The organism is Aurantivibrio plasticivorans, from assembly GCF_055392955.1.
In genome coordinates this window covers 1,884,555-1,900,175 of sequence record NZ_AP036020.1, presented here as the reverse complement: position 1 = coordinate 1,900,175, position 15,621 = coordinate 1,884,555, and the positions used below count along the sequence as shown (strand labels likewise).

Annotated in this window: 10 protein-coding genes and 1 pseudogene; 6 read left to right on the top strand and 5 right to left on the bottom strand. The window is 47.3% G+C overall.

All coding sequences use genetic code 11. The features are described from left to right. Positions 1-24 precede the first annotated feature (24 nt). The 6 genes and pseudogenes from ACZ5NB_RS08405 (at position 25) to ACZ5NB_RS08380 (ending at position 10,990) form a co-directional block, all read left to right on the top strand. The gene (locus tag ACZ5NB_RS08405; RefSeq protein ID WP_460232690.1) at positions 25-2,799 is read left to right on the top strand and encodes a PD-(D/E)XK nuclease family protein; all 2,775 of its coding nucleotides are present in this window, start codon (positions 25-27) and stop codon (positions 2,797-2,799) included. A 33-nt stretch (positions 2,800-2,832) separates the two neighbouring features. Continuing rightward, positions 2,833-6,342, top strand: coding sequence for a UvrD-helicase domain-containing protein (locus tag ACZ5NB_RS08400; RefSeq protein ID WP_460232688.1), 3,510 nt, complete (start codon positions 2,833-2,835; stop codon positions 6,340-6,342). A gap of 118 nt (positions 6,343-6,460) precedes the next feature. Next, on the top strand, positions 6,461-7,525 hold the full coding sequence (locus tag ACZ5NB_RS08395; protein WP_460232687.1) for a 3-deoxy-7-phosphoheptulonate synthase: 1,065 nt from the start codon (positions 6,461-6,463) through the stop codon (positions 7,523-7,525). Positions 7,526-7,781: 256 nt separating this feature from the next. Beyond that, the gene (locus ACZ5NB_RS08390) at positions 7,782-8,483 is read left to right on the top strand and encodes a response regulator (RefSeq protein ID WP_460232686.1); all 702 of its coding nucleotides are present in this window, start codon (positions 7,782-7,784) and stop codon (positions 8,481-8,483) included. Then, positions 8,476-9,864 carry an ATP-binding protein gene (locus ACZ5NB_RS08385; protein ID WP_460232685.1) on the top strand — a complete coding sequence of 463 codons (1,389 nt, stop codon included), beginning with the start codon at positions 8,476-8,478 and terminating at the stop codon, positions 9,862-9,864. Before ACZ5NB_RS08390 ends, ACZ5NB_RS08385 begins: the two co-directional genes overlap by 8 nt. Before the next feature lie 194 nt (positions 9,865-10,058). Continuing rightward, positions 10,059-10,990: pseudogene (locus tag ACZ5NB_RS08380) on the top strand (GGDEF domain-containing protein). A 14-nt stretch (positions 10,991-11,004) separates the two neighbouring features. Here the strand turns inward: ACZ5NB_RS08380 and rluB are convergent. The 5 genes from rluB to ACZ5NB_RS08355 form a co-directional block, all read right to left on the bottom strand. Then, positions 11,005-11,895 carry a 23S rRNA pseudouridine(2605) synthase RluB gene (gene rluB / locus ACZ5NB_RS08375; RefSeq protein ID WP_460232683.1) on the bottom strand — a complete coding sequence of 297 codons (891 nt, stop codon included), beginning with the start codon at positions 11,893-11,895 and terminating at the stop codon, positions 11,005-11,007. An 83-nt stretch (positions 11,896-11,978) separates the two neighbouring features. Next, positions 11,979-12,890, bottom strand: coding sequence for an SMC-Scp complex subunit ScpB (gene scpB, locus ACZ5NB_RS08370; RefSeq protein WP_460232682.1), 912 nt, complete (start codon positions 12,888-12,890; stop codon positions 11,979-11,981). Between the two features lie 6 nt (positions 12,891-12,896). Next, positions 12,897-13,841, bottom strand: coding sequence for a segregation and condensation protein A (locus ACZ5NB_RS08365; protein WP_460232681.1), 945 nt, complete (start codon positions 13,839-13,841; stop codon positions 12,897-12,899). A 229-nt stretch (positions 13,842-14,070) separates the two neighbouring features. Then, positions 14,071-14,688: an L-threonylcarbamoyladenylate synthase gene (locus tag ACZ5NB_RS08360; protein ID WP_460232680.1), complete on the bottom strand. Its 618-nt coding sequence runs from the start codon at positions 14,686-14,688 to the stop codon at positions 14,071-14,073. Positions 14,689-14,759: 71 nt separating this feature from the next. Further along, positions 14,760-15,587 carry a PHP domain-containing protein gene (locus ACZ5NB_RS08355; protein ID WP_460232679.1) on the bottom strand — a complete coding sequence of 276 codons (828 nt, stop codon included), beginning with the start codon at positions 15,585-15,587 and terminating at the stop codon, positions 14,760-14,762. Positions 15,588-15,621 lie beyond the last annotated feature (34 nt).

Sequence of the window (15,621 nt, the reverse complement as noted above, 5' to 3'; positions counted from 1 at the left end):
ATTCACTAGCCCTGGAACGATTTAATGCCAAAAGCACTTTTTCACATTGATCAACTGCTTACCGATCTACAGGCTGGTGCCACCGTACTTACCCCAAACAATCGCCTCCGCAACCAAATGCGGTTGGCTTATAGTCAAGCGACTGCCAGTAAAGTACAACCATCACCGCCTATTTATTCGCTTGAAGAGTGGATTCAGCTGCAATGGTCGACATTAATTTATCAAGCACACCCTAGCGCACAACATTTAATTTATTCCGATATTCAATTGGAATTACTCTGCGTAGACATATTAAAGCAATCTTCTCTCGGGTCACCCGGAGCAAATTATCAAATTTTGGCTGGCCAGCTCTTGCAGGCGTATCGTTATCTACTGCTATGGGAAATCCCTCTGAATGAGCTAATCAACGATGCAAGATGGCAAACCATTGATTCACAGACGCTACACCAATGGTTAACTGAGTTAGATAACGCCTTAAATAAAGCTCAGGCCATAACACGAGAGCATCGACATAGCATTTTGCGTGACGCTTTCCAACTCGGCCAACTCGATCAAATTGACGCGCTCTGTTTACAAGGTTTCGATGATTTAGCCCCTGTTACACAACAACTAGTCGATAACGCTACGGTCAGAAAAATACCCGCTATCCCCAAAGCCATCACACAAGCACATTGCACAAAAATCGGCTGTAAAAATCTCGGGACAGAAGCACGCTACGCGGCTTTGTGGAGTCAACAAAAACTGCGACAAAACCCCGAAGCCACCATTGGTATCGTGGTGCCTGAGCTAGGCCAAGTACGCGATCAAATTGAGCGCGCGTTTGTTGAAGTATTTGAGCCCCAATTTTTCGATCCAACAGAAAAACGCTATGCTCTGCCATTTAATATCTCTGCTGGCTTCCCTTTAGCCAGTGCACCGGTTATTAGCGATGCACTATTACTCTTAAAAATCGGACTTACATACCTCGACACTAACGATTGGCTAGCTATTTTAGATTCACCATTTTTCGGTGATATAGATGAAGAGCTGTTATTACGCTCACGTTTACGCGCTTTTATTCGAAGACAGCAAAGTTTTAACGTTCGAGGTGCACGTATTCGCGAATACGTGCATCACCTTGCCGAAGAAAACACGCCTCAAGCTCCAGACATTCACAGTGCAAATGAATTCTCTAAGCGATTACAGCAAGCCGCAGACTATCACCGACAACATAGCGACAAGTGTGATGGCAATACCTGGATCACTCGAATCCAGTCATTATTAGAGTTGCTCGGCTGGCCTGGCACTCGCCGTTTAGACAGTATCGAATATCAACAGGTTTCTCAGTGGTATCAACTGCTAGAAAAACTCGGCACCTTGGATCAAAGTGGTAAAAACTATAGCCACGCCGACATTAGCTCGATACTACAACGCATGGCGATGCAAACCCATTTCCAGGCCGAAGTGAAAGAATCACCTATTTATATTCTAGGTAGCTTAGAGGGTGCGGGCCTAGCATTTGATCATTGTTGGATTCTCGGAATGGATAACCAAAGCTGGCCAACCAAGCCTGTACCGAATCCATTATTGCCCATCGCACTTCAACGCCATTACCAGTTACCGCGCGCTTCTGTAGAGCGCGAAGTTCAGTACGCTCAATCAGTCACTGAGAAACTGTTATGCTCTGCGCCGGAGATCGTCGTCAGCTTTTCTGAACAACGGGATGAAGTGGCAACACCAGCATCCACGTTAATAGATCATCTCCCTAACGGTTCTATCGACGATATTCTAGAGTCAACCACTAGCCTATTCGAACAACACCACGAGTCACTTTGTGAATTGGAAGATTCAGTGTACGAATGGGTAGACTGTCAACACGGGCCACAATTCACCCCTATTCCGGGGCAACCAGTGCGTGGAGGCAGCGATATTCTCAAACAGCAAGCTCTGTGCCCCTTTATTAGTTTTGCCAAACATCGCTTGGGTGCGCGGCCTTACGACAAACTGACGCTTGGTCTCAACGCATTAGAAAAAGGTAACGTCACTCACAAAGTACTGGAATTATTTTGGCTTACTACAAAAAATCAAGAAAATTTACTGCAACTCGAAAATGAGGCTATTGAGGAACTTGTACGTCAGTGCGTCGACGAAGCCATGGACTTTAGTTATCAGCGAAATATTGTAGAGTTAGGTGATTTCTATTACGGCATTGAAAAGCAGCGTATTACCTCATTGGTATTGCGCTGGCTCGATATTGAAAAGGAACGACAACCGTTTTCTATCAAATCCTTGGAGGACAGTTTTACTACAGAGTTTGGCGGCCTAACCTTCAAATTACGAATTGACAGAATTGATCAACTGAACGATGAGCTACTATTGATCGACTACAAAACCGGTCGCAAAAATGAAAGTGCTCTCTATTCGTCACGGATAAAAGAACCGCAATTACCGCTTTACTTAGCCTCTTACGACGGCAATATCCGTGGCATTAGCTTTGCGAATATCCACACGGTAGATTTAGGTTTCACTGGCGTAGCAGAGTTTTCATCCAGCCCAGGTATTAACTCATTAAGATCGCCCAGCAAAGCTTTCAAAGATTTAACGTGGCAAAACCAGGTTATTGAAACCTGGGAGCAAGTCGAGGGGCATTATAAAGAGCAACTGCAGCTATTAGCCGACGAATTTAAGCAAGGGCTCTGCGCAGTAATATACGCGACTAAGGCGCCGGATATTTCTAATGAGGACTACACACCGTTGACTCGTCACAATGAACAAGAATTTGTTGCGTTCTCGAACGATCATCTCGCTAATCGAGATTAACGCCGTGCGCAATTATGATAATAGATACAGACAATGAACAACCAACATAATAAATCATCAACCGCACACGTCGTGACGGATATTGCTGCGCGGCAACAGGCGTTGGATATTACCTCGTCATTTATTGTCTCTGCGCCAGCCGGTTCGGGCAAAACCGGATTGATCACCCAACGTATTCTTAAATTACTCGCCATCTGCGAAAACCCGGAAGATATTTTAGCCATTACCTTTACACGCAAGGCCGCGCAAGAGATGCGTCATCGTATTATCGAAGCGCTTCGCGACGCCAAGTATTCTACAAGGCCAGACGACCCACATGCAGCGTTAACATTTGACCTTGCTACAACAGTACTTGAAAAGGACGAAGAATGTCATTGGCAACTGTTGGTCTTGCCGCATCGACTACGCATTCAAACCATTGACAGCTTTTGCCAATCACTTGTCAAACAACTGCCTTTCGATACCGGTTTGAGTAGCATTTTATCGCCAAGTGATAACCCTCAACCGCTTTACCGGAAAGCGGTGCGGCAATTTTTTGGTATCTTTAAAGGCGATCAACAATCACAGCAAGATATAGCGCGCATTCTGTCTCATCTTGACAACAACATGGGCAACCTAGAAAACCTATTGATCGAGCTGTTAAGCAAACGTAACCAATGGATAAGCCTCTTACTTGCTACGCACCATCAGCATGACAGTCACAGCGATATAAACGAATGCCTATCAATTATCGCCCTAGAAACTATTGCCAAATTACAACGAGAATTAACACCATGGCTAGGTGACCTCAATGATTTAGCCCATTACGCAGCAGAACAATTACGTAAAGTCGGTGAAGAGTCGCCAATTGCGTCACTGTTAAATGTGAACTTTTATCAAGCACCTTCGTCAGACCTGCTCACACAATGGAAAGCACTGAGCCAATTACTAACGACAGGCGGCGACTCACTACCTTCCACAGGGTGGCGAAAAGCGCTCAATAAAAACCAAGGCTTCCCTCCCGCCGCTAAAGGCAATAAAGACGGCATTGAAGCTGTACAAAAAGCGAAGATGCTGGCGTTGCTTAAGGAGCTTGCCGCTGACGAAAATAGCCGAAACTTACTGGCTTACGTGAAAGATATTAAAGCCGCGCCGAGCTTGGAAATGTCAGCCGAGCAATGGGAAGTCCTTGATTCTCTCGGGCGACTATTACCACGACTTATCGCTGAGTTCCGTTTGGTCTGCCAACAAGGCAATATTGCCGACTTCGATGAAATCACCTTGGCCGCTTTACTTGCGCTTGGCGATGACGATGCGCCCAGCGATTTCGCATTAAAACTCGACTACAAAATCCGCCACATTTTGGTGGATGAATTTCAAGATACCTCCCTTCCACAACTAACCTTACTGCAACGTCTCACCCAGGGCTGGGAAGTTGACGATGGCCGCACCTTATTTGTAGTCGGTGACGCGATGCAAAGTTGCTACAGTTTTCGCGATGCCAACGTAGGAATATTTTTGGATGCTCGCCGTCATGGTATTGGGCAAGTGGCCTTAACGCCGCTAGACCTCACGGTAAATTTTCGTTCGTCGGGTTCAATTGTTAAGTGGGTTAACGAGCACTTCCAATTTGCCTTACCGCGGCAAGATGATATTAACCGCGGCGCCGTTAGTTACCAATTGGCTGATCATTTTCATTCCGAACAAAGCGACACGCAGATCGCTGTAAAAGGGTTTGTGCAATGCGATGAATCCGATCAAGCTAATCATGTATTGACGTTAGTCAAGCAAGCGCTAGAGACATCCGAAAGCGACAGTATTGCAATATTGGTCCGCTACCGTAATCAACTACCGCCTATTCTCAATGCACTGCGTGATGCTAATCTACAATGGCAATCCACTGCGGTGGATGCATTGTCGAATCGCATGGCAATCGTTGATTTAATGTCGTTAACAAAAGCGATGCTCGATACGTCCGACCGTATTGCCTGGCTATCAATTCTACGCGCCCCCTGGTGCGGTTTAGACATGCATGACTTGCACGTACTCGCGAATCATCAACCGGAGTCAACAGAGCTAGGGGAAATATCGGGGAACTTCCCGTTGCTCATCACACAGATTTTCAATCACGATAGCTTGCCGTTGAGTACCAAGGGCCAAGCTTGCATTGCGCGTTTAGCCACTGTTCTACGAGAGGCTTTTGCAGAAAAAAGGCGTAAACCGCTCGCTTATTGGATTGAAGGCATTTGGTTAGCGCTTGGCGGCCCAGCCACGATAGCGAACCCCAGTGAGAAGCATAGTCCGCAACGTTTCTTCGCCCTACTGGCTGAATATGATCATGCCGGGCGCATTCGAGATTGGGATGAATTTGACCAGGCACTAGCACAACTCTATGACGACTCTGATGAGTCATCACGCATTCAGGTCATGACCATTCACAAGTCTAAAGGGTTGGAATTTGATGTAGTAATTCTTCCAAGTTTGGAGAAGCAATCACCCGCGGATACTAACAGTCTATTGTTGTGGCACAACTTTTTGGATACCGAAGGCTACTCGCATTTATTAATGAGTCCGGTGAAAGCGACCGGACAAGACGATGCCGTGTACACCTATTTAAAACGCGAACTCACCTTGCGCCAACAACTAGAGGCGGCGAGGTTACTGTATATCGGCTGTACGCGAGCCGTAAAACACCTCCACTTGTGTGCCAACCTGAAAGCAAAAGAAACTAAAGACGGCTTAAAAGTATTACCGCCCTCTGACAGGTCACTGTTGTCTCACGTTTGGCCAACGCTAGAACATGATATGGATCTGACCTTTGGCGATGTGGAACAAAACGACACGGTAATGCCGCACACTCAGATTCTTCGACTCAAATCAAATTGGTTTGCCCCACCGATTCCACGCAATGAGACCTTAGCCGATTTCAAACAATCCACGGCAATCGAAAATGCCGTCGCAACCGAGGCGACAACCACCAGTCCGCAAGACAAATTAGCGCTGCAAAACCGCCCTTCTGCCGATGCGTTACTCATGCGCCAGCAACGCTATGTAGGCACAGTGCTGCACCAAGCCATTGAGCACATCACAGAATCGGGTGTCGACAGTTGGACGATGGCCAGGCTTGCACAACAGCTCCCTTTTTGGGAACTGCAGCTTCGTCAGTTGGGCATACAAAAACAAGTCGCAGGCTCAGAGAGTAAACGTATCCTTCAAGCCCTGACCACCATGCTCAATGATCAAACCGGACGCTGGCTACTGGATAATAGTCATGAACAAAGCGCGTCGGAACTACCACTACTCGACCCTAACGTCGGTTTTAGAGAGTTCCGCATTGATCGCACTTTTGTCGATGGCGGTACGCGATGGGTAGTAGATTATAAATCGAGCGAGCCAGCACCGAACCAATCGGTTGACGATTTTGTCTCAATGGAAGTCGCCGCGTACCGAACGCAATTGGCTCGCTACGCGACGCTTATGTCACAGTTAGATCCTGCCCATCCAACCAAACAAGGACTGTACTTCCCACTAATGGGTATATTCCACGAAATCACCAACAATTAACTCAAACTATCGGGTATTGGCTTGATAATTAATCGCACAAGCTTTGCATTTTCCTTTAGAATGCTCAGCCCACGCAGAAAATGACTCTGCAGGTATAAGAAAAGAATTGGTAACGAAAATGACACAGGTTGTTGAAGATCTCAATATTGTCTCGCAAGATGTCCTGCTCACACCGCAAGACCTCAAAAAAGAGATGCCACTCTCGGACGCTGCACTAGAATCAGTGCTTGCAGGCCGACAAGCGGTTCGCGACATTCTCGACCGCAAAGACCCTCGCATTATGATTGTGGTTGGCCCCTGCTCTATCCACAACGTAGATGAAGCCAAAGATTATGCTAAGCGCCTCAAAGTATTGGCGGACGAGGTTTCGGACACTATTTTGGTTATTATGCGCGTCTATTTTGAAAAGCCGCGTACCACTGTTGGATGGAAAGGTCTCATTAACGACCCGTACTTGAACGATTCATTTAAAATCGAAGACGGACTTAGAATCGGTCGAAGACTGCTAATTGATATCGCAGAAATGGGCCTACCACTAGCAACCGAAGCACTCGACCCAATCTCACCACAGTATTTACAGGATTTGGTGTCATGGTCTGCCATTGGTGCACGCACCACCGAATCTCAAACCCATCGCGAGTTAGCGAGCGGTTTATCGTCCGCTGTTGGCTTTAAAAATGGCACTGATGGTGGCCTCGGCGTTGCGATTAATGCGTTACAGTCAGTATCCAGCCCGCATCGTTTTCTCGGCATCAATACTGAGGGGCGTGTTGCTGTTACGCATACTCGCGGTAACGCCTATGGGCATATCGTTCTGCGCGGAGGTAATGACAAGCCTAACTATGATTCCGTGAGCGTTGCGATGACAGAAAAAGCGTTAGAAAACGCAGGCCTCTCAACCAACATCATGGTTGATTGCAGTCACGCGAACTCGAACAAGAATCATGAGTTGCAACCGCTAGTTATGAGCAATGTGACCAATCAGATCCTAGAGGGCAACAAGTCCATCATCGGTTTGATGGTCGAAAGTAACATCGAGGCCGGCAATCAAAAGCTCACCGACGACATTAGCGCATTAAAGTACGGAATATCGATTACCGATGCCTGCATCGACTGGGATACAACCCATTCCACCCTCAGCGAAATGCGTGACAAGCTAAAAGAAGCGATAAAGTCACGATGATCTGCAAAAAAGGCCACTCACAGTGGCCTTTTTTACGCCTGACGCTCGCTTTATGGGCCATGTAGGCAAACTCATCTCTCCTAATAGACTGATAATCTTAGCAATTGACCAGAAAATCTTACCTGGATGAATTCTGCCACTGCTTTACAATAGGACGCTAACACCATAATAATAGGAGGTTGGACGACTGGTCACGGCCGCCCACCTAGACTAAGACCCGATAAAACCGACAATCATAAAAAGGCACCAAAGCGCTATGCCCAAAATTCTCTTAGTTGATGATGATTTAGAACTCTGCGATCTGCTCCGCGACTACCTTCAAGGAGAAGGGTTTGATGTCTCAATGGTCCATGACGGCGCGAAAGTAGTCGATGCCACCAAGGAAACTGAGTTCGACGTCATCGTTCTAGACGTCATGATTCCTAACCTCAACGGCTTTGAGGTGCTTCGTAAACTGCGCGATACCATCAAGACGCCCATTTTGATGCTGACCGCCAAAGGCGATACAGTCGACCGTATTGTCGGCCTCGAACTGGGGGCTGATGATTACCTGGCCAAACCATGCAACCCACGAGAGCTGGTCGCACGGTTGCGAGCTATTTTACGACGCAGCAGCGAAGAAAAAAGTAAGCCAAAATCTGACGACAGCATTAGCGTTGATCATCTACGAATTCACCTGGGCAGCCGCACAGTGCAGTACAACAATGACGCAGTGACGCTTACCGGCGCTGAGTTTGCGGTATTAGAGTGGTTGATGCGCTCACCCGGTCAGGTCATCAGCAAAGATGTGCTCACTGAAGAAGCCCTAGGCCGAAAGTTAACGCCCTACGATCGCAGTATTGATGTCCACATCAGCAACATTCGCAAGAAACTCGCCTCGAATGGTGCTAGCCGCGATTTGATCATCAATATTCGTGGTGCCGGCTATATGCTGACCACTAGCGAGCAAAATGACTAGGATATATTTGCGAATATTTATTGGCTTCTGGCTAATCAATATCGTCACTATTCTGTTCCACAATGTCTGGGCGCACTGGTTTGATTTAAACCCAAACCGCGCGCTGGTTCGCTACGAAGACAACCCCTATGACAAGTTCGCGGTTCGTGGTTTACACGCAACGGTAGATTCGTTAATCCACTGGGAATTAGATATATTGCGAACGGGTGTAGCGGAGGCACCGGACTGGCTGTTTCAACGTGTTTTCATTGTCGATGAATATGGCTACGACTTACGCGCACGACCAATACCGCCAGAAGTTGATGAAATACTCGGTAAAATAAGCCTCACCTCACCCTTTTACAAAAGCAGTGGTGATGAACAAAGCTACGCAGGCCGCTATATATTGCTACCCGACGGCAACAATCTACGTATCGTTTCCTTTTCAACCCCCTTCTATGGTCGGCGAGTATTGTGGCAGCTTTATGTCATTAACAACTGGCAATTCTTTTTAATTTCTATATTAATTTCCGGTTCAGTTTGCTTTGTCTTTGCTCATCATATGACACGTGATTTCCGTGCTTTTCGCGAGGCGACCTATGGTGTCGCTAAAGGTGACTTGGGCCTACGCTTAAGCCCCACCTTTGGTAGACGCCACGATGAAATTGCCGAGCTTAGTCGCGATTTCGATAACATGACAGCTCGTCTTGAGCGCTCAATGGCGGAACAAAAGCGCTTAATTAAAGACGTGTCCCATGAATTGCGCTCGCCACTGGCAAGAATTCAATTTGCTTTGGGAATCGCCCACCAAAAAAGTAGCGACGAGGTTAAACTCGAACTCGACAAAGCAAGCAAAGCGGCGGATTACCTAAACGATATCATAACCACCATTCTGTCGTTCCCAACAACTGAGATCGACTCATGGGATCTGGACGATGTGGTTGACCTTAAAGCGCTGTTGGAAACAGTCGTCAATGATTTTGAAGAAGAAACCAAACCAAAACAGTTACGCCTACATTTTGAAACATCACTCGACGAAGCGTTAGTTGCAACCTACAGCAATACATTAGTCGGCGTTTTTGAAAATATCATTCGCAACGCAATTCACTACACAAAGGCCAACAGCCAGATCGATATCCAGCTACAAAGCGAAGGCGAAGACTACATGATATCTATCTGCGATCAGGGCCCGGGTGTTGCCGAAGCAGAGCTAAATGACATCTTCGAACCCTTCTACCGCACGGATCAGGCTCGTGATCGTTCCAGCGGTGGATACGGATTAGGGCTGAGTATTGCTCAACGGACAGTCGAACTTCATAAAGGCCACATCAAAGCCAAAAATCGGCCTGATCAAAGTGGCCTCTGCGTCGAAATAAACCTGCCTAAAAGCGAGCTTTTCTAAGCGTTCAAGCTAAGTAAGCTCGCGTCAATTTTTTTGCCCCGCCCCTATTGGATGCCCGCAAACAACACTAAGTTGTTGTTTTTACAGTGTTTTTATGCTTGGCACGCAAATCGCATTAAAGTCTTCGTAAACGGTGATCTGTCAAAATTCTGAGTGTTACCCTGAGAGATCATCAAACCAGACTTATTTTAGGAATGATGACGATGCCATCCATACAGTCAATATCGAACAAAAAGCCCAACCAAGCGGCAAATATCTCAACCCAGGCAAGCCAGCTTCCTGCGCTAGAACTTCGAATTGAATTGGGGCAAGCCCTACAAGCGACACTTGAGTATGAAGAGCAGTTAAAAATTTTCGCGAACTGGTTGAGCGATAAATTGAAGACAGCTAGCGTTAGCTACACCAACGAGGCTCTCGGGATAGAGCTGTCTTTAGGGCGCGACGCTCGCCACAGCTGTGAATATGATATCGGCGTTCAGAAAGAGAAGCTGGGGCAACTCGTCGTCACCAGGGCCAAAAAGTTTACGGAAGAAGATCTAGAGTTTGTCGAAATCGCGCTGAGCACTCTCATATACCCTTTGCGCAACGCCATGCGCTACCAACAGGCACTTAAACTTGCAATGCTGGATCCGCTGACTGGCGCTGGTAATCGTATTGCACTGGACAACACTCTTCGTCGGGAGCTGCAGCTATCGGAACGCTACGACCAAGCCCTGTCGTTACTAGTCATTGATATCGACCATTTCAAAACCATCAATGATGACTTGGCCACTCAATTGGCGACCAAGTCATCAAAAATATCGTGGGTGCAATTAAAGCCATTATTCGAGACTCCGACCTGACGTTTCGCTATGGTGGTGAAGAATTTGTTGTGGTTCTCAGCAAAACAGACAATCAAGGCGCAGGATTAATTGCAAAGCGCATCTGCGACTTTATTGCAGATTCTGTCATTGAGATAGAAGGTAACGCGCTAAACGTCACTGTAAGCATCGGTGTAAGTAGCTTGGAAAATGGCGAGCATGTTAAATCAATGTTTGACCGCGCCGACCGCGCGCTATACTTGGCTAAGCAAAGAGGTCGCAACCAAGTCGCATCTGAATCGCACAATGAGACATGTGAAAGCTAACTGAAGAGCCCGCGCTACCGGGAACGACCTCCTCGCCCTTTTGGATTACGCCGCAGTTTTCTTTCGTGACGTAAAAAAGCTTTTTTCTCTTCTGGTGAAAACGGTAACGTACTTTCAGGCATGTCATAGCCTGCAGTTTGTGCTAGCTCGGCAATCTCACGGGCATTTAACTCAACCCATTGACCCACGCGTACATGACTGGGGATAAATATATTCCCATAACGCACACGCTTAAGACGGTTCACTTTTAGACCTTGTGATTCCCATAGGCGACGAACTTCTCTGTTCCGCCCCTCCATTACCACACAGTAATACCAGCGGCCACTTTGGTCATTATCCGATGGCAAAATGTCGGTGAATTTCGCTACACCGTCTTCCAACAAAACGCCTTCGCGAAGACGTTGAATTGCTTCTTCGGTAACATCACCATAGACACGAGCAAGGTATTCTCTATCAATAACAGAGGATGGGTGCATCAATTTATGAGCAAAATCGCCGTCGTTGGTAAATAATAAAAGTCCGCTTGTATTGATATCCAAACGGCCAATCGAGATCCACCGACCTTTATTTAAGCGCGGCAAACGATCAAACACTGAGCGCCGCCCCTCCGGATCTCGACGCGAACAAATCTCGCCTTCCGGCTTGTTATATAAGATCACACGTAAACGCTGCTTTTGAGCTTCTTCGCGTTTAACAACTCGACCATCGAAAATTATCTTATCCGTCACCGTCACCCGGTCACCGAGTTTTGCGGGTTCCCCATTCACTTTAACGCGTCCCTGAGTAATCGCCGCTTCCATTTCTCGACGCGAACCAAAACCTGCTCGCGCTAAAACCTTGTGAAGTTTTTCATCTTCGGCGCTACTAGGATTGGCTTTGTCTTGTGTCTCGTTTGTGTCGCTCATACATTACAACTAGGGAGTGGTAGGTTGGTTTTACTGTAGCGTTGGTTGTTTATGGGCCAGCCTTATTGGGCTAACAACCATAACTAGGGCTCAAATTGAATAACGTTTGATTTCTCAGGCTCTTCTTCACTATCGCCAGATGCTTCCGTAACTTCATCTCGCTCTTCATCTTGTGCCTCTGATGCAGGCTCCGCACCGTGATCTTGATCCTCTGCTTCAAAATCAGCGCCCTGTTCTACAATGGCTTCTTCAACCTCTGTTTCTACTGGCTCACCAGATTGGTCGTTAGCTGCTTGCGACTTTGCTTCTGGGTCTTGATCGTTTTCCGACACTGACTCGGCCTGAGCATCTAGATTTGATGCTGCATTTTCGTTGGCGTCAGGCTGCTCAGTATTGGGGGTTTCACCGTTGAAGTTAAGCTCAGAATCGATAGCATCAAGGTCTTGAATATCTTGCAAGCTAGGTAGCTCATCCAAACTTTTGATATTGAAATAGTCCAAAAATTGTTTGGTGGTTGCGTATAACGCGGGACGACCAGGCACATCACGATGACCAACAACTTTAACCCACTCTCGCTCCGTCAGCGTTTTAATAATGTGTGAACTCACGGCCACACCACGAATAGATTCGATGTCACCTCGAGTGATAGGCTGCCTGTAAGCGATCAGTGATAACGTTTCTAGCAAAGCACGTGAATACTTCTGAGGCTTTTCTTCCCACAGCTTTGAAATCCACGGTGCCGTTTCTTCAACAACCTGAAAACGCCAACCGCTGCCCAATTCTTTTAATTCAAAACCGTGGTTTTTATAGTCACCCTGAATATCTTGAAGAATGGCCAAAATTTCTTCGCTGCCTGGAACTTCTGGCTGCTCTTCCAGCTCCAGCTCGGCACCTTCAACCGGCTCAAACAAGGCGCGGATTCTTTTCACGCTGAGGGGAGTACCCGCTGCTAGCAATGCGCCTTCAATAATCTTGCGTAGTAATTTTTCGTCCATAGGTCTTTATTCAACTTCGTTTTGAATGTCTTCGGCGCTTTCGCCTTCATCTTGGTATGGTTTTGAACGGGCCTTAACGTGAATCGGGCCAAAAGGCTCGCTTTGCACAATTTCCACTAGAGATTCTTTAATCAACTCCATGACCGCGAGAAAACTCGTAACCACCCCCAGCTTGCCTTCTTCGACGGTAAAAAGGCTAACAAAGGGCACAAATCCACCGTTACTTAGGCGATCGAGAATCGTCCCCATCCGCTCGCGGGTAGATAATTTTTCTCGCTCGATATGATGACTCTCAAACATATCAGCGCGACGGAGTACTTCGGCCAACACCATCAATAGCTCTTTCATATCGACATCAGGTTCAGGCCGGGTAATCTCACTCGGAGGCGGCTCGGCACTAGCCTGGAAAACATCTCGACCGGTGCGTGGAACTTCATCGAGATCTTCAGCTGCTTTTTTAAAGCGCTCATACTCTTGTAAGCGACGGATCAGCTCCGCCCGAGGATCTTCTTCCTCCTCTTCGGCTTCTTGGGAGCGTGGCAGCAACATACGTGATTTGATTTCAGCCAACATGGCTGCCATCACGAGGTATTCAGCTGCCAATTCAAATCGGATGGCAGACATCATTTCTACATACCCCATGTACTGACGCGTGATTTCCGCTACATGAATATCGAGAATATCGATGTTCTGACGACGAATCAGGTATAGAAGTAAGTCGAGCGGACCTTCAAAAGCTTCAAGGAACACTTCAAGCGCGTCTGGTGGAATATAAAGGTCTTTCGGAATCTCTGTGACGGCCTTGCCTTCAACAACGGCAAAAGGCATTTCACCTTGCTCAGGCTTTTGCTTGGCTTCAGCTGGCGCACTCCCGCTTTCGGGTGAGGTCTCAGAAGCCCCATCTGAATCGACTTGCTCAACTACAGCAACATCTTCATTTTCGCTGACCACGCAAACTACCTTTTATGATTCTAATTGTGACTAATCGGAGAGAAATGAGTGGGGTTTCCCCGCCTCAATCACCGGCCCTTCACAGGGGGACTGGAGGGGCGAGATTATAGTGAATTACACCGTATTACAACAGCAAAATATCACCATAGAATCTACTTTAAGTTTAATATTTTCTTTTATTTTCAGAATGTTATGCATCAATTTGAATGTGATTTATAAGCGATACACATTAAATATCTAGAAATTCACCACAGCCCTGACGCGCAATGATGGGGGACTCTCCCGTGAGGTCGACCACCGTTGTCGGCTCCATGCCGCAAAAGCCGCCGTCGATCACTAGATCTAGCTCATGCTCGAGGCTTTCGCGGATATCGTAAGGGTCGGTTAGAGGGTACTCGTCACCAGGCAACAACAATGTACTGCTCATTAGTGGCTCCCGTAACTCTTCCAATAGTGCCAAAGCGATATTGTTGTTGGGTACACGCATGCCAATAGTTTTGCGCTTCGGATGCTTCAGCCGACGAGGCACTTCGGAAGTAGCCTCCAAAATAAAGGTAAAGGGCCCCGGTGTGTACTTTTTAATCAAACGAAACATTAAGTTGTCGACCTTGGCGTAAGTAGCCAACTCCGACAGGTCGCGGCACATGAGCGTGAAGTTATGATGTTTGTCTAATCGGCGGATTGCGCGAATGCGATCTAGAGCCATCTTGTCGCCAATATGACAGCCAAGCGCGTAAGCAGAATCCGTCGGATAAGCCATCAAGCCTCCCCGCCGGATAATATCAACGGCTTGATTGATAAGGCGTTGCTGTGGATTTTCGGGATGAATTTGGAAGAACTGGGCCAAAAGAGAATCCTCAAATACTACATATTCGTCCAACGGCCAGGCGCCAGAATCGAGTGATGATTAAGGTGAATTTAACTGAGCGGTACCATCTTACACTGGGGCGGTAGTTTGCCAAATCCGCCTAGTGAATGCCACGGCCACTCTGGGTTATGAAAATCGCTGCCTGCACTAGCATACAAACCAAAATGCTCTGCTAAATCGGCCAAATAGCGTGTTTCATCCGCTGTTTGCGATCCAGATATGACCTCTAACGCTTGCCCTCCCGCATCACAAAACACCTCCACCAAACGGCGTCGCTTTGTATTGGTCATTTTGTAACGTTTGGGGTGAGCCAACACAGGTATGCCTCCGGATTGCAGAATCCAGCGAACCACTTCATCCATTTCAGGCCAAAACTGCTTTACATCACCACATTTGCCAGCCCCCAAGTAGCGGCGAAACGCAGCGTTAATAGAGGTAACGTAGCCTTTTTCAACGAGATAGGCGGCAAAGTGTGGGCGAGTCACCAGGTCCCCTCCCGCGTGTCGTTGAGCCCCCTCCAGTGGTGCTTCGATACCCTTTTTTTCAAGCCGAGCAGCAATCAACTCACTGCGCTCAGCGCGAGCTGCCTTTTGCTGTGCCACGCCATTCACCATGGACTTAGCATGTACATCGATATGTAAACCGACTATGTGAATTCCCACACCGGACCAGGTGCAGGATAGCTCTATGGCCGGAATAACGTTTACACCAAGCGCTTCGCCACTGATTTTAGCTTGCTGAATACCAGAGACCGTGTCGTGGTCTGTTAATGCGAGATACTCGATGCCGGCAGATTTAGCACTCGACACCAATTCTTCAGGGTTTAGAATACCGTCTGATTCAGAACTGTGCGTGTGAAGGTCGAAGTAATTTTTCATTCAAGCAGTCTAACGGTTAGCGGATTAAGATGGG